Source organism: Nostoc sp. C052 (assembly GCF_013393905.1).
In the GTDB taxonomy this organism is placed as follows: Bacteria; Cyanobacteriota; Cyanobacteriia; order Cyanobacteriales; family Nostocaceae; genus Nostoc.
In genome coordinates this window covers 11,847-31,719 of record NZ_CP040272.1, presented here as the reverse complement: position 1 = coordinate 31,719, position 19,873 = coordinate 11,847, and the positions used below count along the sequence as shown (strand labels likewise).

The following is a 19,873-nucleotide window of genomic DNA, read 5'->3' as shown; positions in this document are numbered from 1 at the left end:
TAACCAAAATCTCAAATCTGAAATCAGTCAAGGAAACCCCAATAATAACTGTATTACAGCCAAAATCTTGGGGGTTCCTTCCATTGCCTACGGAGTTAGCTGACGGGCTAAGACTGGAAGGTGTCTCTCTCTTAGGAGTACTGAGTGCTGAGTGGTGAGTGCTGAGTTAATATTAATAATTCTTAACTTGTGACTCTTAACTCCTCATGTTCTATGAGATACGCCCCACAATATGGTTCCTCCGTTCCAAATCCAGCTTTCATGAATTTGAATTAGGCTACCCACTAAAAAAAATGATAATCTAATTTACTCGTCTTGGGCAAAATATCGATCCAGGAAATTTAGGGCATGGTTGCGGAGTTCAAAATACTCTTTTGAGTTTCGCATGGTGGCGCGATCGCGTGGATGATCAAAAGGAACTTCTAAAATCTCCCCGATACTAGCAGATGGGCCATTGGTCATCAAGACGATGCGATCAGACATATAAATTGCTTCGTCTACATCGTGGGTAATCATCATTACTGCTTGACGATTATTTTCCCAAATATCCAATACCTGGCGCTGCAATTTGCCACGAGTTAGTGCATCTAATGCCCCAAAAGGTTCATCCATTAGTAACATTTTGGGACGAATTGCTAAGGCTCTGGCAATACCTACTCGTTGTTTCATACCTCCAGAAATTTCATTGGGATATTTGTCAGCCGCCGCCGTCAAGTTTACCATTGCCAAGTGTTGATTTACAATGCTAATTTTTTCAGCCCGATTAGCATTTTTTAACACTTCATCCACGGCTAAACGGATATTTTCTCTCACTGTTAACCAAGGTAACAGCGAATAGTTCTGAAATACCATCATCCTTTCGGCTCCCGGCTGACGAATTTCTTTGCCATCTAGCCTGACTGAGCCGGAAGTGGCTTTTTCTAAACCAGCTACTATCTTTAATAGAGTTGATTTCCCACAACCTGAGTGACCAATTACAGAAATATATTCATCTTCACCAATAGTCAGATTAACTCCATCTAAAACGACAAAGTTATCTTTATCAGGTGTCGGATAAGACTTGACTAAATTTTCAATTTCTAAAAATCCAGGGCGGGGCAGAACTTGGTTCTGAGTATTAATAGGTAATGAGGTATATTCCATCATCCAATGCTCCGCAAATAATTTACTCAATCAATCAAAATTTAAACTTGCTATTTTAAGACATGAAAAAACGAGAGGGAGCGTTAGCCCTGATGGCAAAACTATTTAGATAGCCGACCGGATCGCTAGGATCGAAGCCTTTCTTATCTATAAATACTTCTGGTGGTTCAACCTTGTAATCATCCTTGGGACATTTGATGCCCATTTCCGATGCTATCTCCCGATATAAATCTGTTCTCCAACCTTGTTCGGCTAGTTTCTCGGCATTTTTGGGGAATTTATGAATTTGTCCCCACCGCGCTGCTTGTGTCATCAACCACATACTTCTGGATCTCCATAAAAATGTTGAGTGTTCTCCTGGCTGTTGGGGAATGTTGTCAGGGATATCAAAGAAAATCGTGGTGTCAGCGGCTTGGATGGTGCGATCTTTGCCGTCAAAGCCGCCATAGTTATAGTTACCGAGAATTCCCGGACTTGTAAATTTCGCGATTGGGGCATCTTTCTTTTTTGGTCTAGCACCTGTAAAGGAACGTTCTGTCAGCAGTTCGGCTACTTCTTGGCGGTTTTCTACTTTGCTGCAATATTGACAAGCTTCAATCATCGCTTTGACGAGGGAACGATAAGTTTTGGGATATTTGTCAATAAAAGATTCCATCACCCCCAATAAACGATCTGGGTGTCCTACCCAAACTTCTTTACCTTGGGCGAAGGTAAAACCGATGTTTTCATTACCTGTAATTGCTCGTGTATTCCAGGGTTCTGCAACCATGTAAGCTTGCATCGCACCAATCCGCACGTTTGTCACCATTTGGGGAGGCGGAACGATGATGATCCGAAACTCTTTGAGAGGGTCTACACCAGCGGCGGCGGATACGTAGCGGACAAAGTATTCGTAAATGGCGGAACTCAAAACGACCGCCCAGACTTTGCCTTCTGGCGGCTGCTTGTCAAAGTAGCCTCGGAAATCGCGCCCAAAGGCTTCTAGTGCGCCATCACCATATTGTTGTTGATACTCGTACCACGGACGCAGCCCAAAATCCCACATAGCTTTGTTCATCGTCATGGCGTTACCGTGGCGGTGAATAGTCATGGCTGCACACAAGGGGGCGTGGCGTGCGCCTTCGGCACCAATTCTGGCATTGGTGACAGCACCAGATACGACGGGCGAAGCATCCAGGCGACCAAATATTAAACCGTCGCGGGAAGTAGCCCAACTGGCCTCGCGGTTGAGTGTGACGTTCAAACCATATTTGCGGAAGAAACCTTTTTTCCAGGCGATCGCAAATGGCGCACAATCATTAACAGGAACGTAACCAACGGTAATATCAGCTTTTTCTAAGTCTTGGGATCTAACTACTGGTTGTACAGCTAAGGCTTCTTCTGTTAGTCCTTTGGCGGATCTATCTCCTGAAATCGCACAGGAAGATAGCGCTATTCCCGTTGTGGTTGCTCCGATTCCTTTAATAAAGTCTCGTCGAGTCCAGTTATTATCACCCATTCTTGTCGCTCCATTGGTGGATCAATTTCGGATTTTGGATTTTAGATTTATTCGATTAGGGACTGACAAATAAAAAATATTCAATTAACTCTTGTGGGGTGGGCGTCTCGCCCGCCCTATCTATGGACTGGGCGCTCATGTTGCCCACCCCACAATATTGGATAAGATAATTTATTTCTTGGAGTTCCCTTAGACGCTGCGCGAACAGATATTATTAAATTTTGGATTGAAGAATTGAAAATCCAAAATCTAAAATTTAAAATCCCGTTTAATTAGTTGGAAGTTGTAGGACGATGGGTGACTAATTCTTGAATTTTGCCCACAGCGTAATCTAAAATTAACCCAGTTAAGCCAATTACAAACACAGCTAAAAACACTGAACTCAGGTTTAAACGACTCCACTCATCCCAGACGAAAAAGCCGATACCAATACCACCTGTCAGCATTTCCACGGCAACGATTACTAGCCAAGCTATGCCTAAACTAATTCGCAAACCTGTAAAAATATATGGCAAACTTGCAGGCCAAATGATTTTTGTAATCCGTCGCCAACGTGGCATTTCTAACACTCGCGCCACATCTAAATAATCTTGGGGAACGCTAGAAACTCCTAAGGCGGTATTAATAATTGTCGGCCATAGGGAGGTAATAAAGATGACAAAAATGGCGGAAGGTTCTGCTAAATTAAAAATGGCTAAGGCAATGGGTAGCCAAGCCAGAGGCGATACGGGTTTAAAAATTTGAATGATCGGATTAAGTGCTAGCATTGCCGGTCTGGACATACCAATTAGAAACCCTAGAGGAATCGCTACTACCGCACCTAACAAAAAGCCTAGTAATACCCGACGCAGACTTGCTATCAACAGCCAACCAATTCCTAAGTTACCTGGGCCTCTTTGATAGAAGGGATTTAAGATGTAGTCTAGATTCGCGATTAGCGCTTCTGGTGGAGTGGGCATTAATTCATGGTTGGCAAGTGCAACAATCCACCACAACACAATTATTCCCAAGAAGCCCAATACAGGTAGAATGAAGACATCTTTAAGGATGACAGGTTTTGTCTTTTTCCAAGTGGCTTGCGCTGCGATCGCGGCGATCGCTGCTAAATTTAGTTGAAATATCATCTACGACCCCAACAGATTTAAGTGCAGGTACAAAAAGTTTGAGCAGTACCAGCCTTGGACACTGATAAGATCGGAACATTATAAAAATGCCGTCTCTTCAGTCTCCTCTCAATGCCTACGAAGTTAGCTGACGGGCTAGGGCTGAGAGATGCCCTTCTGAAGAAAGTTATGAGTACGAGTTGAATGTTTTAGTAAAGTAACTTCTAACTCCTCACTTTCTTTGAGATACGCCCCACAATTTGGTTCCTCCGCTCCAACCTCACGCACTGTGATCTGCTGGATTAGGCTGACTTACTCTAATTCAAAACAAAGTTATGTACACTATAACATTGATATACATAATATAACATCAATGCTTCCGTGAAAGTATCTGTCTTATGCTCAATCTTGTTTATTTTGTTACTTCAATCAAGTGCATACCCTGACTTTTCGGTAATCAAGCATAATTTCAGCAACAAAAGAATTTATAAAATCTATTTCTTTTGGTAGGTGAAACATATCACTATTTTTGTTGAAACACCACTCTAGTCGTTAAACTATTTGGATATAGAAGTTCACTCATCTATCTCCTAGCTGAATTTAACATAATGGATTTTAGTCAACTACTGGCTGAAAAAACTGACATCATCCTTGATAAATGGATTTTAGCTGTTCGCAAGGATAGACGGATTGAAAGCGCTGATGACTTATCTTATACATCGGTAAAAGATCACATTCCTGATGTTTTGAAAGCGATGGTGACGGTGCTTTCAAAGTCTCAGGATAATGATATTCAGTCAATGGTTACTGCGAGTTTTCAGCATGGAGCGATTCGAGCCGAACAAGGCTTTGATCCAGCAGAAATTGCCAGAGAATATCATCTGCTACGGACAGTAATATTTGATGCTCTACAAGGAGATTTATTAGAGGGAACACCTGTAGAGATAATTCGTTCTATACGTTTAATTGATGCAATCGTAGATGAAGCGATCGCTCGATGTTTTAAAAGTTATGTTGAGGAACGCTTACGAGAATTAAAACAGTTGCAGTTATCACTAACTCTTCATAATGAGGAACTGACGCGGTTAATTAGCGCCAATCAAGAATATCTTTCCCAACTCGCCCACGAATTGAAACATCCTTTAACTTCCATTATTGGCTACTCGGATTTGTTTTTACGCCAACAACGACGCAAGACTGAAATAAAAGACAACTATACCAATTTAGAACATATTGAGCGGGTACTACGCAATGGTAGACAATTACTCCATCTAATCAATGATGTATTAGAACTTTCGCGCTATGAAGCAGGGCAGATAAAAATCCAATTAGTGCCTACCGATGTGCGTGAATTAATTGATAACGTGTGTGAAATGTTGGAACCTTTAGCTGCGGGGAAAAATTTACAAATCGTAGTAGATTGCGAACGCGCTCCTGAAAAACCATTAACAGACTCTTTTCAGTTGCAACAAATTGTCACAAATCTTATTAGTAATGCGATTCGTTATACAGAGTCGGGGACTATTATTATTATGTGTCAGATGTTGGAGAATCAAAGATGGGCGATCGCGGTTTCTGACACTGGAGTTGGCATTGCCCCCGAAAACCAAGCCCAAATATTTGAACCCTATTTTCGCGTCAGTTCTAGCGATCGCCCCTATCTTCCTGATAGTACAGGATTGGGATTAGCGATTGTCTCGCGGTTAGTAAAACTATTGCGGGGTGAAATTAACCTAGTGTCACAGGTAGGCGTTGGTTCTACTTTCACCGTCATTTTTCCCTTAGAGTTTGAGTTTTAAAAGTATTGGGCGATTGGAAATCGCGGCTACACAAGCAAAGTCCACCTCCGTGGACTAATACAAAATCAAAGATTTCAAACCCACGTAGGTGGGTTTTGTCTGTATAGCCGCGATTTCAATCGCCGGGGTTTAGGGATGGTGTGTACCATCCCCAATGTTTCATCTTTCTATCTCATCTACTGCTTTAGGAACCCCCGCAGTTAATACCTCATATCCATCAGATGTAACTAACACATCATCCTCAATCCGAATGCCAATACCAACCCATCGAGGATCGGTCTCTGGTTGGTCTTCTGCTAGTTTGGTATCTGGCACAATATAAATTCCCGGTTCTACCGTCAAAATTTGACCTGGTTGCAAAATCTGCGGTTTGTCTTCACCATGCTGGTAAACCCCTACATCATGGACATCCAAACCTAACCAATGACTGGTACGGTGCATATAATATGGCTTATATTTCTCTTCTTCAATTAACTTATCAATTTCGCCTTTGAGAATGCCAAGTTCAACTAAACCTTCCGTGAGGACGCGAACTGCTGTATCGTGAACTAATTTGAAGGGATTACCTGGTTTAATTTGAGCGATCGCTTGTTTTTGCGCCTCCAAAACAATCTCATACAGCGTCTTTTGTTCTGGCGTAAATTTACCACCCACGGGAAATGTTCGGGTAATGTCAGAGTTGTAATAATCGTAAGCACAACCGGCATCAATTAGCAGTAATTCTCCATCCTGCATTTGACGATTATTCTCAATGTAATGTAGTACGCAAGCATTCACACCAGAAGCCACAATGGAAGGATAAGCTGGCCCTAAGCCACCCCGGACTCGAAAGATGCGTTCCATCTCCGCCTGTATTTCATATTCATAACGTCCAGGTGCGGCGATTTCTTGGGCGTAATTGTGTGCTTCTGTAGCGATCGCTGCTGCTTGACGCATCAATTCCACTTCAGCTTCGCTTTTGATCAATCTCATACTATTGAGGACTGGGCCAGTATCTTCAATAGCGATTGGCCCAGTACCGCGCTTCGGATAAGTCCGCAATAAACTTTGGTAATGTCTGATGATTTGGTCATTAAAATTGCGATCGCGTCCTAAATGATAGTAAATCCGGCTAGCTTTTTCTAAATACTGCGGTAGCTTTTCATCTAATTCACTAATGGGGTACGCTTCATCAGCACCATAAATTTCCTTCGCTGCATCTACCCCACAAAGATAGCCAGTCCATACTTCCTTTTCGCGATCCTTTGCTTGGACAAAAAGCACAAACCGATGTTCTGAATGATGCGGCGCTAAAACTGCTACTGCCTGTGGTTCATTAAAACCTGTCAAGTAGAAAAAATCACTGTCTTGGCGATAAACATACTCTACATCGTTGTGCATTACTGCCATAGGCGCACTGCGAAAAATGGCTGTACCATCACCAATTTTTGCCATTAACTGCTCGCGACGCTGCCGATATTCTGCTTGCATAGTTGATGTTTTTATGAATAAATTGTATTATTTTACACTTTTAGCAACTAGTAGATGCACAGTTCAGGCCTCTTAATAGTTACTAATCTCAGTTATTCTAACCAATATTTGTTTCCACTCTAGCCAAAAATCATTAGAGAATAATCAATTATCTCGAAAGACTCAGATCCCCGACTTCTTTAAGAAGTCGGGGATCTTGTTGTTATCGAATGATTTAGGATATTCCTGAAATGAAATAATTTTTCAACGTTTATTTTATTTCTGGTATTTCATGAATCTAACAACACACATGATAAAAATATGTCTACTCAACCTACAACAAAAAAAGCGATCGCTTATATTACCAAAAACGATCAATTAATGGTGTTTACACATACTGATTTTCCTGAAGCTGGTGTGCAAGTACCTGCTGGTACAGTTGAAGACAATGAAGAGCCATCTGAAGCTGTGCTGCGAGAAATTTATGAAGAATCTGGTGTTAAGGGAGTTCGTGTTCTTGAGTTATTGGGTATTTATCAATACAACATGGCTCCTGATCGTGATGAGATTCAAGAACGTTATGTTTACCACCTCGAATTAACTCAGTCTACACCATCTACTTGGCAGCATTGGGAAATACATTCAAGTACTAGTAAAAACCCTATAGCTTTTGATTTTTATTGGGTTAAACTGGATGGCTCAGATTTAAGTCTAGCTGGTGGACAAGGTTATTTTTTATCTAAACTTGCTCACAAGATAAAAAATACTGAAAATGCAGCCAATACTTGAGAAATTGCCAAAAAAATGAAGAATAATTCAGAATTTAGGAGCGGAGCGGAGATACTCCGCCTATTACTCATTGGGCGACTGTAAGTCTCAGATAAACGAGACTTTACCCACCTCCGTAGATTAATTTGTATTAGTCCACGGAGGTGGACTAGCCTGCGGGAAGCCGCAAAGCGTCTATGTTTGTGTAGTAGCGTTCGCCCTTGGCGTGCCGGAGGCATCATTCTATTCACCCAATATTTTTAAAACATCCTCTAAAGATACAGATTTATGATGCAACATTTAAATGTCAAAGAAAATAGATGAAATAAATAAATTTTGTCTACAAATCATCATATATATAAAATACAAAAAAATATCTTGTGATTGCTTATATAGGACTTGAAATTTTCCTAGCAATCATTTAAAACAAACAGATATTTATCTTCAAAGAATGACATTAATAAATAAAAAATAGTTATAAAGAAATCTTAAAGCCCCGGCAAATGTTATTTCATTACAGAAAGAGATTGCCAAAAAAAGTTACAAAAATATGACAACCAACGATAAAAATAAACCATGCCTGAAAATCAAAATTACTCACCCTCATCTTTGAATACATCTGCATTAGGATTAGCCTCTTTTCAAAAATCAAATACTTTAACGACTTCTCTTGATGATTCACTTTCTACTTTGGGAACTTGGAGTAAGAGTTCCTCACAAGAACTACAAACTGGAGTGGTGAATCAGTCTGTCACCAACTCAGCAAATCCTAATCCTAATCCTTACCTAACTAGTGCAGCGATTACTCCTGACTTTAATGGTGATGGTAAAACAGACAAAGTTTGGGTCGATTCTACAACCGGTGAGATTATTATTCGGTTGATGGATGGGACAAAAGTTGTTGAACAGGGTTCTTTAGGTAAATTCGACTTATCGGCCTATGATTACAAAATTGCCGATTTCAACAATGATGGTAAAACCGATTTCTTATTACGCAATAAGACAACCGGCGAGAATAGTATTGTGTTGATGGATGGAACCAAAGTTGCGACTGCGGCTTCTCTAACTGCCGTTGACCCAGCCTGGACTCCTCAGATTGGGGATTTCAATGGCGATCGCAAAACCGATATCTTCTGGCATAATGCTACAACTGGTGAGAACGCCATTTGGGAGATGGATGGCACCACTGTTCTGAGTGCAACTGTTTTAGATAAAACAGACCCAGCACTAACTCCTACCATTGTTGATTTCGATGGCAATGGTAAGAGTGATATCTTCTGGCGCAATCCAACAACCGGCGATAACAGCGCTTGGTTTATGGATGGTACACAAAAAACTGAATTTGCCCTGCAATCTCAAGATGCAGCCTGGACTTTTAGCGTTGGCGATTTCAACGGCGATTTAAGCACTGACCTGCTGTGGAGAAACACTCAAACAGGTGAGAACAAGATTTGGACAATGAGAGGCATCTTAGTCACAGAAGGCGCTCTAGGGACACTTGACTCAGCCTGGACTTCCAAAATTGGTGATTTCAACGGTGATGGTAAGACCGATATTTTCTGGCACAATGGAACCACTGGTGAGAACACCGCTTGGTTGATGGATGGCACAACAGTTGCAACTCAAGCTTTCCTACCTACTAATAACGCAGCCTTGACCCCATCTCTTGGTGACTTCAACGGCGATGGTAAGACCGATATCTACTGGCGCGATCAGACAGCAGGTACAGACAACATTTGGACTATTAATGAGACAACAGCAGTTGAGACTCCCATCAGCGACGCAGATAAGCTTGGCCCACAGTGGTATACGTTCTAAAACTAAATAGACATCTCCGAAAAAGAATTGTTTTGACGTAGCACTGGTACGTCTCTACAAGGGTTCTGGATAACGCATATTTAATTTATGGAGATGTCTAATGTAGAGACGCGTTAGCGTAGCGGGACGAAGTACAATTTCGCGTCTCTACTCTTCTTAAAATTTGTAACTTAAAACCTGAATTTCTCCCTTTTCCGGCAATTTACCAGGGCTAATGGAAATACTATCTCCATTGCTACGCCGCACTGGCGTACCTTGCATCAAGGTGAGAAAATTATCCAGTGGCGAAATATCGCACTTAGCAGCATCAGCAGCTTGTGTCCGGTAATGAGTCGGAATCACCAACTTGGGATTTAATACTTGCACAGCCTGCTTTGCTTCTTCAGCATTGTAGGCTTTTGCACTGCCTCCCACTGGAATAAATGCTACATCGGGACGCCCCATAAGTATTTTTTGCTCAATAGAAATGGGTGCAGCGGCTCCGCCTAAATGTACGATATTAATTCCGCCTTGCTTCCAACTCCAAGCGGTATTTGAGCCAAACTGCTTACCACCTTTGCGATCGTGGTCTATGGCAATTCCTTGGAATTTAATGCCTTTAAACTCGTAAACTCCTGGTTCGTAGATGAGTTTTGCGTTTCCCGGTAGTATGTCCACAGCCCCTTCATCCAGCAGTTGACTGCTAATCAGTACCAAATCTGCTGCAACTTTTGGTGGACGATACTTAGCAGTACAGCCGACTGTCCGAAATGGATTGACGAGAATTTTCGCACCACCACCAGTAAAAAGAAAACAAGTATGACCCAACCACTGGACTGATAAACCGCTAGATTGTGCGTCAGCTTGAGATTCAGAACCCAAGGTAGTAAGCAAAGCTGTTACCAACCCCGCCCCAGCATAGCCCATCAACTGTCGTCGTTTCATTAATTATGCTCTTGACTATAACTGTTCCAGAAAATTTCGCAATAACTGTTTTCCTGAAGATGTCAGGACACTCTCTGGGTGAAACTGGACGCCCTGAATGTGAGGATAGTTCCGGTGTCGCACTCCCATAATGGTGTTATCTTCAACCCAAGCGGTGATTTCTAACACATCTGGGCAAGTCTCACGTTCGATTACCAAACTATGATACCTGGTGGCAGTTAGAGGATTTTCTAATCCCCGGAAAACCCCCACCCCAGTGTGAGACACCTGAGAGGTTTTGCCATGCATCAACTCTGGAGCCGGAATTATTTTACCACCGAACACTTGACCAATACTTTGATGTCCCAAACAAACACCCAAAATAGGTAACTCTTGTCCTAGCTGTTCAATCAATTCTAAAGAAATGCCAGCATCTTCTGGGCGACCGGGCCCAGGAGAAATAACTATGGCTTGCGGTTTTAATGCCCGAATCTCATCTATGGATATTTTGTCGTTACGAAAAACTTTAATATCATCTGCCACTGGGAATTCTGCTGCCAATTCTCCCAAGTACTGCACTAAGTTATATGTAAAACTGTCGTAATTGTCGATAACTATAATCAAAGCTCATCACTCCTGGTTTTTAGCACTTATCAGTTGCAAAAAGCATAGACAAGTATCTCATACTATTTGTTGGCTAGGTATAAAAATAACGCTGATCTGGACGCGTAGGCATTAAGCGGCTACTCTATGGCCACTTTATAAAGATTACCAAGTAAACCTTTAGTCAGGATGCTTGGCGCGACGCCGATAGCGAAGCGTTAGCGAGTCTTCTCCCAAAGGGAGACGCTAAGAGCGAACGAGCGTCATAGCCCGTTGTAGACATCGCAACATTTAAATTTTCAATATGTTCTCCAAAGGAGGGTAGACAGAGTGCAATCCTCTGACTGAGTAATTTGGCGATGCCTGGGTTGGGCGACACCTATGCAAATCACGTCTACAAAGCCGATATAATTAACTTTACGAGAGGTGGGAGTAATAGGATGCTAGCTACTAGCATCGCTACCAAAGCAGAGACAAGCACTGCACCAGCAGCACAATCTTTAGCGATTTTTGCCAAATCATGGTATGTCTGCTTAACGGTTAAGTCCACAACGGACTCGATCGCTGTATTTAGTAACTCTAATGCCAAAACTAGACCACTAGTTATCCCAATTACCGCTATTTCTACCGCTTGCAGATGCAAAAATACGCTTAATGCGATCGCCATTGCACAAACGCTGATGTGGATGCGAAAATTACGTTGAGTCTGAAAACTATAGCTGATTCCAGCCCAGGCATATTTAAAACTAACAAATAAATTAGAGGCTACTTTCCAGGAAAATTCCCGTTCGTTAGACACCAGTGTTTGTAACGAGGTGGGCGTTGGTGATGAAGAAATTTTTTGGGACATAGACTTAAAAACACAAGAACAGAGTTGCTACAGTGGGAATATTCGCCGATCTTAATGGCGAAATTAACTTTGAGGCAATCTTTAAGCAATTTTGCACAAAAGTATTATAAAAGTATTACCCCAAATTAACATTAAGGGATACATAATTACTGCTATTCTATGTCAATAGCAATACCTATTCCCTTCAGCAATTTTACTTGCTGTTCTAACATTCGCTCCAAACTTTCTTCATCAGGATGATCCCAGCCTAATAAGTGTAATAAACCATGAGCAGCTAACCAGGCTAGCTCAGTTGGTAAGCTATGTTCCTGTTGTTGGGCTTGTCGTTGTGCTGTATCTACAGATACGATAATGTCACCTAAATATAATGGTACAGAGGCAAGCATTTCTTTGCTTTGAGGAAAATCCACCTCCAAAGCAGCAAATGCTAAAACGTCTGTCGGTTTATTTTGCTGACGATACTGGGCATTTAGTTCTTGAATTTGCGAGTCATCTGTCAAACGCAACCCGATTTCATAACTTGGCGCTGGTGGGATTTGAGGGTGAAGTATTTCTAACCAGTGATTAAACCAGTTTTCCCAAGTTTCAGGAGTAATTCGGGCATGAGTGTCCTCAATCTTTACAGATGTTGTCGGGGACAACTCATAAAAATACTCTTCTACATATAATTCAACTCTCAGGGGCATATAGCCTCCTTGTCTGAGGTTTACGGTTTGTTGTTAGTGAGTAAGATAAGCAAGACCAACAAGGAGAGCTAAAAGCCCTACGGCAGTCAGTGCAAAATGCTTTAGGGAAGTTCCACCCTTCCGCACCATGTTTCGCATAGCGAGTTTTACGTAGCTAGGTTGGGATTCTGTTGAAGGTGAGTTGCTCATAGTTATTTGTCTACATACTCTTTTATAACTGTAACAGTTGGTCTGGACACAGAATTGCGATCGCCCATATCCCTCTCCTAAGAAACAGTATTTGCTTGGGGCTGAGGAGTAAGCTCAAAACCTAAAGCTAGAGCCTTTTTCTGGAGGTTATTGATGACTCGTTCTTGGTAACGTTGCTCATAATAATCCATGCCAATATCTTGATAGTTACCTCCTGTTGTCCAAAGTCGGTAGAAAATTCGTGCCAACTTATGAGCAGTAGCAGTGATAGCTTTAGGTGTACCCAGGCGAGAACGTAAGCGACGATAAAAAGCACAATCATGCAGAATTGCTCTTGCCAGCTGTTTGTGCAGCCATTCGGAAAGCATTGGTAGCAGGGTTAACTACCAAGCGAGTTCGAGAACTTTTAACTTTACCACCAGTGATGCGATTGCAAGGGCAAAGACCAAGCCAAGAAGTAAAATGTTTAACAGTTGGGAATCGGCTAGGATCTAAACCAACCTCAGAAATAATGGTTTGTACGGTAAGGATACCAAGACCATCAATGGCAGTGAAATCTACGCCACTAATTCGGTAAAGATGGGTACGTAAATCACGCATCGGGTTCATTGCCTTGAGGTTTATTGCGAGGATGTTTTGGTTGCGGAAGCGGAGATTCATCAAGATTAACTTTGTCATTAAATTGAGCCAAGCACTCCTGTATTTGGCGGTCGCAGTCCGCTATCTGAGTTTGATAAACATCGTAAAGTTGTAGTTCTTGTTGGAGTACAAAGACATGCTCACTGCGATAATCACCATTCAGGGCGGCGGCAATTTCTGCTTCTGAGCGTTTAGCGCGGTGATGCTTTTTAGCTGCCAAAATTTGTGGATTTCTTTCTCCTTCAACAATAGCTCGAATAATTGCCATACCAGTAGTACCAGTGATATCGCTAACAACTTTATGCAGTTGCACGTTCATCTGGGTTAAAGCTTTTTGCATCCGTTGAATGTGAACACAAGCACTTTTGATGAGACTATCTCGGTGGCGGATATAACTCCGTAATACACAAATTTGGTCTTCTGGGCGAAAAGAACCAGACAACAATCCGTAACTATGTAATTGTTGCAACCATTGACAGTCTAAAATATCAGTTTTACGTCCAGGCAATGTTTTAACGTGATGGGCGTTGACAAGTTTAACTTCAAAGCCCCTTGTCTCCAAGATTTGAAACAACGCAATCCAATATACCCCCGTTGATTCCATTGCTACAGTTTTCACTCCACAAAGAGCTAACCAATCAGCTAGAGCATACAGGTCAGCAGTGTAACAGCCAAAACGTCTGACACTTTCGGAGGCTCTCTCTTTTGGAACGCTCACAAGCGTGAAATTCTGAACCGATATCAATACCCGCTGCATTTGGGTTGATTGGTCTTAAGTCAGAAGTTTTATTTGTTCTTGGTTGATGTAAACGGGATTTGGACTTTGGTGTTTTCATCATCAAAGGCTTCCTCACGAATGCGGAGTCATACTAGCAATTGGAGGTGTGTCCTGACCTGGGTTGACGGATGAATACAGTCTCCTAAACGGGATAATGGCAGCAACCATTTCACCAATCTTATAACCGTCTCAACCCAGAACCAAGCTTCTGTACGGGCGATTTTGCACCATTGGGGGATCGGTCAAAACTTTCAGGACACAATAAAAGTGTAATTTTTTTTGGTGCATCTTAATTTTGTTTCTTCCATCCATAACGGAAGCGATAGCGTCCGTAAACAGCTTCTGTCACTATCCGAGATAAGCAAGACAATATTCATCTACGATTGCAACTATTGGGTGAGCGTCTCTCGCCAAATGTTTTAGGATTTGTAATTCTACATCCATTGCCCTGCTTACTTTCCAGAGTTTTTTCTTTTGATTCTTTTATTCAGAATACCCGAAAAGTAACAGAAGAGTGATACTTACTACGGATGCCGAAATCTTTACATCGGCGTTTAGCTGAGACTTCTGAACGCGAAGGGGTTAGTCTCAACCAGTATATTGTGTCTTTGCTGAGTGCGATTTCCAGATGATTTATAAATATTCAAAAAAGACTTCAGGTACTAATTTGAATTCTCCTGATTTCAAGCGAGAAATATCTATCCATAACGCTCTATGTTTATGATGTGGTGATTCGGAAAAAACTAAACTTTCCAGTTGATAAAATTTAGAATCAACAAAGTCACATTGATAAAGCTGAATAATTTCATGACCTTGCCTACCATTAAATATAAACAGGTTCTCTATACAACCGAGATATTTAATATTCGTTAAGTCTGCTTGAATTTCCTCTTGAAACTCCCGCTCTAAGGCGGCGCGGCTGGTTTCGCCAAATTCAACACCACCACCTAAAGCCCGATAAAATCTTTCTTGTTTTGCGGGATCGTAGCCTTCAGAAAGAAATATGCGTTCGCCATTCCGAATTAGCCCCAAAGCGATTACCCGAATTTCACCTGCTTTATTCATTTTTATAACTAATTATCGTAAATAGACTGAGGACGACTTTCACTATCCTCAATAGGCCAATCGGGATTTTCGCCACCGATGTACAATTGTTCAATGGTGACATATTCCTGACTTAGCTGTGTGAGAGCGTTGATTAAAATATCCAATGCGATCGCATCACTGGTTCCTAAGTCAAACCAACAACGTCCCCACTGACCCTCATATTCAAACTCACCAATGTTGTGCATCAGTGCTAGTAGGCTTTTGTCATAACCTTGTTCATCATAATTCATGTAGCTGATATCGAGTCCAGTGTCCTGCACCTGAAGATTCTCTGCATTAAATGCACCCAATTTACCCAGATAAAACCAGGAGTTGAAAACTTCTTCTACATACTGCTTTTCACGCGCAGAAGGGTTTGTGCTGAATTTCAGCCAAATCCACATATCAAAAGGATTAATTTCGCGGAACTGAATCTCCATTTTGGTCTAATATCTCAATTAATGTTCTGCAAATAAGCATATCAAAGTAGGGAGTGGGGAATGGTAAGTAGGGAGAAATCAATTCAAAACTCAAAATTCAAAATTCAAAATTAAAGAACTTCTGCCTCCTGCTTCCTACCTCCTCTTTCGCAATGCCCGAATGCCGAATACCCAATTACCCAGGATTGTTAAGGCTAACAGCATTTTTGCGTTCACTCTCAATTTGTTTGACTAAATCGCCTGGGAGTTGGGATTTTTTAGTCAATGCTTTGTCAAAATTTGCGATCGCTTCCTGGGTTATCTGCTGGCTTTTTTCTTTTTGCCCCAATTCTTTCAAGATTTGGGCTTTGAGATAATAAATTTCTGGATTATCGGATGTGGTTTTTATTGCTCGGTTGACATACTCTAGTGCTTGTGGATACTTTTTTAAATCCCGGTAAGCAAGAGCAACACCCCGATCTACTAGATACTGGGGAGCAGCATTTTGTTCTAACCGTCTAATTGCCTGATCTGGGCTAGCAAAAGGCAAATTAACCGCCAATAATAAATCCATATAACCCTTGATTAAATTTAGTTCGGGATCGTTGGCAGAGATTGCCTCGGCTTTATCTAAATATTCATAAACTTGTCGCAACCGACTAAAGGCTTGCGGTACACCCTTGACTGTACCCTGGCGGGTGATAACTACTGCACCCTCTAAAAAATGACCAACAGCAGTGTATAAATTACCACGCAACGGATCGCTAGAAATTAGTTTTTGTCCAGTTTCTAAAGTTTTCTGGCTGTAGGTGTCGAGTTTAGCCCAATCCTTATTTCCGTATGCTAAAGATGCCTTTATGGCATAAGCTAGAGGTTCGTTTGGCTCTTTGGATATTGCTTGTTGTAGATAACGATCTGCTACTGGATAATTACCTTGTTGGAAAATTGCTTTAAAAGCTGCTTCTGTCTGGTCGCCAATTTGATGAGGTTCGCGATCGCGAAAGGGATCGCCAGCTAGAGAAGGACTTACCCAAAAATTAAGTGCGATTACCCAAGGGGCAACGCCAAAGGCGATCGCAGCTGCAAAAGCAGTCTGAACAAAGGTAGTGAGTTGAGCAGACACTATTAATCGAGGAGAAGAACACCTTTTAGTCATTTTAACCCTCAGAATAATTGCGGTTGAAATAGTTGTATGTGTTACTTAGAATACAAAAAATGGTTAAGTTTAATTTTACCGAAGAAAGGCAGGGGGCAGGAGGCAGGAGTTATTTCTCCTTCATCTCCATCACTCAGCACTCAGAACTCAGCACTGTTTCAGGGTGAGTCTGCCACAATAGAGAAAATGTAAATGATTCTTGCTGCGATATTAAGGTGTTAAGGCAGATAATACGCTATAAATTTTTCCAGAATTTTCTAGATACTCTCAGTGTAGTTAATCAGTAATTTGCTGACTTTTTGGTAATCTTAACAAATGCTCTATCTCCGAAATGTAAATTATCATCCTACAGCGTGCCCAACAGCGATTCTCAAATCGATCAACTTGGAATTAGCACCCCAGCAGCTAGGTCTGATTATTGGCCCAAGTGGTTCAGGTAAAAGTACCTTACTAGAAATTTTGTCGGGACTAGCCGAACCTACAACTGGCGCACTCTTCTGGCGGGAACAAGAACTGATAGCCGAACAGCTACAACAATTGGCTGGGTTGGTATTTCAGTTTCCAGAGCGACACTTTTGCGGTGGTTCGATTTTAGAAGAATTGCGTTTAGGACATCCTGAGTTAGGGTCAGAACGAGTCAGACAAGCGCTGAGTGAGGTGGGATTAGAGCATTTATCGCTTTCCGTTGCTCCTCATGCTTTGAGTGGCGGACAGCAACGACGTTTAGCTTTGGCAGTGCAATTGATTCGCCAGCCAAATTTACTGTTATTAGATGAACCCACAGCTGGGTTAGATTGGTCAATGCGTCGGCAACTAGTAAATTTATTAGCGAAATTGAAACAAGATTGGACACTGTTGATAGTGACACACGATGCTGGGGATTTGCTAGCGATCGCAGACCGTTGCTGGACACTCAACCACGGTGAACTAGAATCAGTAGATCCAAAGACACTAGAAGCCAAAGCTAAAGAACCTCTACCGACAGTGTGAGAAAAGAGCAGAAGGGAAAGTGGGAAAAGGAAAATAACTATACCCCATAACTCAATGACCAATGACTAATGACCAATGACTAATGACCAATGACTAATGACAAACTTATTGCCTGAGATGGCAGAAATCTGGCAGCAAACCCTCAATTGGCAACCAACTGTCCAACAGCAAGCGCAATTTCAAAAGCTTTATGAGTTAATCCTAGAAGGTAATCGCCAACTAAATTTAACTCGCATCACTGACACCCAAGAATTTTGGGAAAAACATCTCTGGGATTCTCTACGAGGAATTGCACCCCTGTTATCAGCAAATTTCTCTACTGCTTCCCCTGCTCTCATTGATATTGGTACAGGTGCGGGTTTTCCAGGTATTCCAGTGACAATTACTCTACCTAATTGCACAATTACTCTTCTCGATTCCACTCGGAAAAAAATTGCTTTTATCGACAATCTATTAACTGAACTTGCCCTTAGCAATGCTAAAACTATCGTTGGTAGGGCTGAAGAAATCGGTCATCATCCCCAGCATCGATTAGCTTACGATATTGCATTGATTCGTGCTGTCGGTGCAGCCTCGGTATGTGCAGAATATACCCTACCACTGCTCAAACAGGGAGGTTTAGCCATAATTTATCGCGGTAATTGGACAGAGGATGAAACAACTGGTTTGCAGAATGCTGTGAAGCAGTTGGGTGGCGTGATTGAATCAATCGAAAAATTTACAACACCCCTGAGTCACAGCATCCGCCACTGTGTCTATTTGCGTAAGGTAGCTACCACACCAATTCAGTTTCCCCGTGCTATTGGTGTACCTACCCAAAAGCCTCTTTAATTAATTCGTAATTCGTAATTCGTAGTTCGTAATTATAAAGCAATATAGTTCAGATAAGACCAAAACACTTGTAGAGACGGCGATTTATCGTGTCTCGAAAACACAAAATTTTTGCCGGTCGCCCTTAACTGAACCGTCGTGAATTATAAAGGGTATATCAGCATTAGACGTAGGTTGGGTGGAGCGGAGCGCAACCCAACATATATCAGGATGTTGGCTTTGGCAAAGCCTCCACCCAACCTACAATTTTTTTTTGTAATTCGTAATTAGTAATTACAAATTATTTGGGCAAGAGTGGAGATCAAGTTTTTATTTTTTCTCTCTCTTCCTGCTTTTATCCTTGTTTCAATGTTTAAGCAAATTTACTTGCGGCTGCAAACCGCTTGTTAATCTCATCCCAATTAACCACGTTCCACCAAGCATCTAAATAATCGGCGCGGCGATTCTGGTAATTGAGATAATAGGCGTGTTCCCATACGTCATTACCCAGGATAGGATATTTGCCTTCACTTAAAGGACTATCTTGATTAGCTGTAGTTGTCACTTCTAACTTGCCATTTTTGTTACGTACTAGCCAAACCCAACCACTACCAAAACGACCAGCACCAGCTTCGTTAAACTGTTTTTTGAAAGCTGCAAAAGAGCCAAAGTTTTTATTAATAGCAGAGGCTATATCTCCTGTTGGTTCTCCCCCACCTTTTGGCTTCATAATTTTCCAGAACATTGAGTGGTTAACATGACCACCCCCATTATTACGTACTGTTTTACGAATATCTTGTGGTACTTTGTCAAGTTTCTGCAACAGTTCTTCAACAGTTTTACTTTTGAGTTCTGGGTGTTTGTCTAAGGCTGCATTCAGGTTTTTCACATAGGTTGCGTGGTGTTTATCGTGGTGAAATTGCATCGTTTTAGCATCGATGTGTGGTTCCAGTGCTTCGTAGGCGTAAGCTAAAGGGGGCAGCTGGATAGCACCTGTTGTATTTGGTGTTGTATCGGGAATTGCAGTATTACCCTCAGGAGATTTTTCTGCTAATGCACAAGCATCTAATGCAAAAGCACCTGCACCTACTGTGAATATGAACAAGAAATGGCGTCGATTAATAGTCATATAAGTTTTTGCCGCGAATTGATTAAGTCTCTATTGCAGTTTTTATTTTCTTAGATT

At 41.7% G+C, this 19,873-nt stretch carries 18 protein-coding genes, 2 pseudogenes and 2 riboswitches; of the genes and pseudogenes, 6 read left to right on the top strand and 14 right to left on the bottom strand.

All coding sequences use genetic code 11. The annotated features are described in order from the left end of the window. Window positions 1-72 precede the first annotated feature (72 nt). Window positions 73-289: riboswitch (cyclic di-AMP (ydaO/yuaA leader) on the bottom strand. A gap of 17 nt (window positions 290-306) precedes the next feature. The 3 genes from FD723_RS00140 to ntrB all read right to left on the bottom strand — a co-directional run bounded on the left by FD723_RS00140 (window position 307) and on the right by ntrB (window position 3,765). Next, a complete protein-coding gene (locus FD723_RS00140; RefSeq protein WP_179068962.1) occupies window positions 307-1,143 on the bottom strand; it encodes an ABC transporter ATP-binding protein in 837 nt (278 codons plus the stop codon). Between the two features lie 55 nt (window positions 1,144-1,198). Then, window positions 1,199-2,641, bottom strand: coding sequence for an ABC transporter substrate-binding protein (locus FD723_RS00135; RefSeq protein ID WP_179063544.1), 1,443 nt, complete (start codon window positions 2,639-2,641; stop codon window positions 1,199-1,201). Between the two features lie 272 nt (window positions 2,642-2,913). Beyond that, window positions 2,914-3,765 carry a nitrate ABC transporter permease gene (ntrB, locus tag FD723_RS00130; protein ID WP_179063543.1) on the bottom strand — a complete coding sequence of 284 codons (852 nt, stop codon included), beginning with the start codon at window positions 3,763-3,765 and terminating at the stop codon, window positions 2,914-2,916. Window positions 3,766-3,862: 97 nt separating this feature from the next. Further along, window positions 3,863-4,063: riboswitch (cyclic di-AMP (ydaO/yuaA leader) on the bottom strand. Window positions 4,064-4,352: 289 nt separating this feature from the next. Here ntrB and FD723_RS00125 point away from each other — a divergent pair. After that, complete coding sequence (locus tag FD723_RS00125) at window positions 4,353-5,543, top strand: HAMP domain-containing sensor histidine kinase (protein WP_179063542.1); 1,191 nt, start codon at window positions 4,353-4,355, stop codon at window positions 5,541-5,543. Window positions 5,544-5,702: 159 nt separating this feature from the next. Here FD723_RS00125 and FD723_RS00120 read toward each other — a convergent pair whose 3' ends face one another. Then, on the bottom strand, window positions 5,703-7,013 hold the full coding sequence (locus tag FD723_RS00120) for an aminopeptidase P N-terminal domain-containing protein (RefSeq protein WP_179063541.1): 1,311 nt from the start codon (window positions 7,011-7,013) through the stop codon (window positions 5,703-5,705). Window positions 7,014-7,313: 300 nt separating this feature from the next. Here FD723_RS00120 and FD723_RS00115 point away from each other — a divergent pair, with 300 nt between their 5' ends. Both FD723_RS00115 and FD723_RS00110 read left to right on the top strand, forming a co-directional pair. Further along, a complete protein-coding gene (locus tag FD723_RS00115; RefSeq protein ID WP_179063540.1) occupies window positions 7,314-7,781 on the top strand; it encodes an NUDIX domain-containing protein in 468 nt (155 codons plus the stop codon). A 555-nt stretch (window positions 7,782-8,336) separates the two neighbouring features. After that, window positions 8,337-9,578: a VCBS repeat-containing protein gene (locus FD723_RS00110; protein ID WP_179063539.1), complete on the top strand. Its 1,242-nt coding sequence runs from the start codon at window positions 8,337-8,339 to the stop codon at window positions 9,576-9,578. A gap of 156 nt (window positions 9,579-9,734) precedes the next feature. Here FD723_RS00110 and FD723_RS00105 read toward each other — a convergent pair whose 3' ends face one another. From FD723_RS00105 to FD723_RS00080, 6 genes and pseudogenes are all read right to left on the bottom strand, one after another. After that, window positions 9,735-10,502: an MBL fold metallo-hydrolase gene (locus tag FD723_RS00105; protein ID WP_179063538.1), complete on the bottom strand. Its 768-nt coding sequence runs from the start codon at window positions 10,500-10,502 to the stop codon at window positions 9,735-9,737. A gap of 15 nt (window positions 10,503-10,517) precedes the next feature. Then, complete coding sequence (locus tag FD723_RS00100) at window positions 10,518-11,105, bottom strand: aminodeoxychorismate/anthranilate synthase component II (protein ID WP_179063537.1); 588 nt, start codon at window positions 11,103-11,105, stop codon at window positions 10,518-10,520. Between the two features lie 373 nt (window positions 11,106-11,478). Then, entirely contained in the window at window positions 11,479-11,934 is a 456-nt protein-coding gene (locus tag FD723_RS00095; RefSeq protein WP_179063536.1) for a diacylglycerol kinase family protein, read from the bottom strand. A 152-nt stretch (window positions 11,935-12,086) separates the two neighbouring features. Further along, window positions 12,087-12,614: an rRNA maturation RNase YbeY gene (gene ybeY, locus FD723_RS00090; RefSeq protein WP_179068961.1), complete on the bottom strand. Its 528-nt coding sequence runs from the start codon at window positions 12,612-12,614 to the stop codon at window positions 12,087-12,089. 39 nt (window positions 12,615-12,653) lie between these two features. Beyond that, window positions 12,654-12,809: a DUF3285 domain-containing protein gene (locus FD723_RS00085; RefSeq protein ID WP_179063535.1), complete on the bottom strand. Its 156-nt coding sequence runs from the start codon at window positions 12,807-12,809 to the stop codon at window positions 12,654-12,656. 77 nt (window positions 12,810-12,886) lie between these two features. Further along, window positions 12,887-14,284, bottom strand: a pseudogene (locus tag FD723_RS00080) (IS110 family transposase). 463 nt (window positions 14,285-14,747) lie between these two features. On the opposite strand from FD723_RS00080, the pseudogene FD723_RS00075 reads away from it, so the two are divergent. Continuing rightward, a pseudogene (locus FD723_RS00075) lies at window positions 14,748-14,858 on the top strand (toxin-antitoxin system HicB family antitoxin); the annotation flags it as partial. Between the two features lies 1 nt (window position 14,859). Here the strand turns inward: FD723_RS00075 and FD723_RS00070 are convergent. The 3 genes from FD723_RS00070 to FD723_RS00060 all read right to left on the bottom strand — a co-directional run bounded on the left by FD723_RS00070 (window position 14,860) and on the right by FD723_RS00060 (window position 16,887). After that, window positions 14,860-15,291: an NUDIX hydrolase gene (locus FD723_RS00070; RefSeq protein WP_179063534.1), complete on the bottom strand. Its 432-nt coding sequence runs from the start codon at window positions 15,289-15,291 to the stop codon at window positions 14,860-14,862. Window positions 15,292-15,299: 8 nt separating this feature from the next. Continuing rightward, window positions 15,300-15,752: a DUF3531 family protein gene (locus tag FD723_RS00065; RefSeq protein ID WP_012411737.1), complete on the bottom strand. Its 453-nt coding sequence runs from the start codon at window positions 15,750-15,752 to the stop codon at window positions 15,300-15,302. A 175-nt stretch (window positions 15,753-15,927) separates the two neighbouring features. Continuing rightward, window positions 15,928-16,887 (bottom strand): Sll0314/Alr1548 family TPR repeat-containing protein, encoded by a 960-nt coding sequence (locus tag FD723_RS00060; protein WP_179063533.1) that lies wholly within the window; start codon window positions 16,885-16,887, stop codon window positions 15,928-15,930. A 315-nt stretch (window positions 16,888-17,202) separates the two neighbouring features. Here FD723_RS00060 and FD723_RS00055 point away from each other — a divergent pair, with 315 nt between their 5' ends. Continuing rightward, window positions 17,203-17,877, top strand: a complete 675-nt coding sequence (locus FD723_RS00055) for an ABC transporter ATP-binding protein (protein WP_179063532.1) — start codon at window positions 17,203-17,205, stop codon at window positions 17,875-17,877. A gap of 96 nt (window positions 17,878-17,973) precedes the next feature. Next, entirely contained in the window at window positions 17,974-18,708 is a 735-nt protein-coding gene (gene rsmG, locus FD723_RS00050) for a 16S rRNA (guanine(527)-N(7))-methyltransferase RsmG (protein ID WP_179063531.1), read from the top strand. Between the two features lie 352 nt (window positions 18,709-19,060). On the opposite strand, the gene FD723_RS00045 is transcribed toward rsmG, so the two are convergent. Continuing rightward, window positions 19,061-19,816, bottom strand: coding sequence for a superoxide dismutase (locus tag FD723_RS00045; protein WP_256875002.1), 756 nt, complete (start codon window positions 19,814-19,816; stop codon window positions 19,061-19,063). Window positions 19,817-19,873 lie beyond the last annotated feature (57 nt).

What these genes read in the sequence shown, in the direction of transcription:
- FD723_RS00140 (WP_179068962.1), bottom strand. Translation starts at nt 1,143, where the DNA reads ATGGAATATACCTCATTACCTATTAATACTCAGAACCAAGTTCTGCCC.
- FD723_RS00135 (WP_179063544.1), bottom strand. Translation starts at nt 2,641, where the DNA reads ATGGGTGATAATAACTGGACTCGACGAGACTTTATTAAAGGAATCGGA.
- ntrB (WP_179063543.1), bottom strand. Translation starts at nt 3,765, where the DNA reads ATGATATTTCAACTAAATTTAGCAGCGATCGCCGCGATCGCAGCGCAA.
- FD723_RS00125 (WP_179063542.1), top strand. Translation starts at nt 4,353, where the DNA reads ATGGATTTTAGTCAACTACTGGCTGAAAAAACTGACATCATCCTTGAT.
- FD723_RS00120 (WP_179063541.1), bottom strand. Translation starts at nt 7,013, where the DNA reads ATGCAAGCAGAATATCGGCAGCGTCGCGAGCAGTTAATGGCAAAAATT.
- FD723_RS00115 (WP_179063540.1), top strand. Translation starts at nt 7,314, where the DNA reads ATGTCTACTCAACCTACAACAAAAAAAGCGATCGCTTATATTACCAAA.
- FD723_RS00110 (WP_179063539.1), top strand. Translation starts at nt 8,337, where the DNA reads ATGCCTGAAAATCAAAATTACTCACCCTCATCTTTGAATACATCTGCA.
- FD723_RS00105 (WP_179063538.1), bottom strand. Translation starts at nt 10,502, where the DNA reads ATGAAACGACGACAGTTGATGGGCTATGCTGGGGCGGGGTTGGTAACA.
- FD723_RS00095 (WP_179063536.1), bottom strand. Translation starts at nt 11,934, where the DNA reads ATGTCCCAAAAAATTTCTTCATCACCAACGCCCACCTCGTTACAAACA.
- FD723_RS00085 (WP_179063535.1), bottom strand. Translation starts at nt 12,809, where the DNA reads ATGAGCAACTCACCTTCAACAGAATCCCAACCTAGCTACGTAAAACTC.
- FD723_RS00070 (WP_179063534.1), bottom strand. Translation starts at nt 15,291, where the DNA reads ATGAATAAAGCAGGTGAAATTCGGGTAATCGCTTTGGGGCTAATTCGG.
- FD723_RS00065 (WP_012411737.1), bottom strand. Translation starts at nt 15,752, where the DNA reads ATGGAGATTCAGTTCCGCGAAATTAATCCTTTTGATATGTGGATTTGG.
- FD723_RS00060 (WP_179063533.1), bottom strand. Translation starts at nt 16,887, where the DNA reads ATGACTAAAAGGTGTTCTTCTCCTCGATTAATAGTGTCTGCTCAACTC.
- FD723_RS00055 (WP_179063532.1), top strand. Translation starts at nt 17,203, where the DNA reads ATGCTCTATCTCCGAAATGTAAATTATCATCCTACAGCGTGCCCAACA.
- rsmG (WP_179063531.1), top strand. Translation starts at nt 17,974, where the DNA reads ATGACAAACTTATTGCCTGAGATGGCAGAAATCTGGCAGCAAACCCTC.
- FD723_RS00045 (WP_256875002.1), bottom strand. Translation starts at nt 19,816, where the DNA reads ATGACTATTAATCGACGCCATTTCTTGTTCATATTCACAGTAGGTGCA.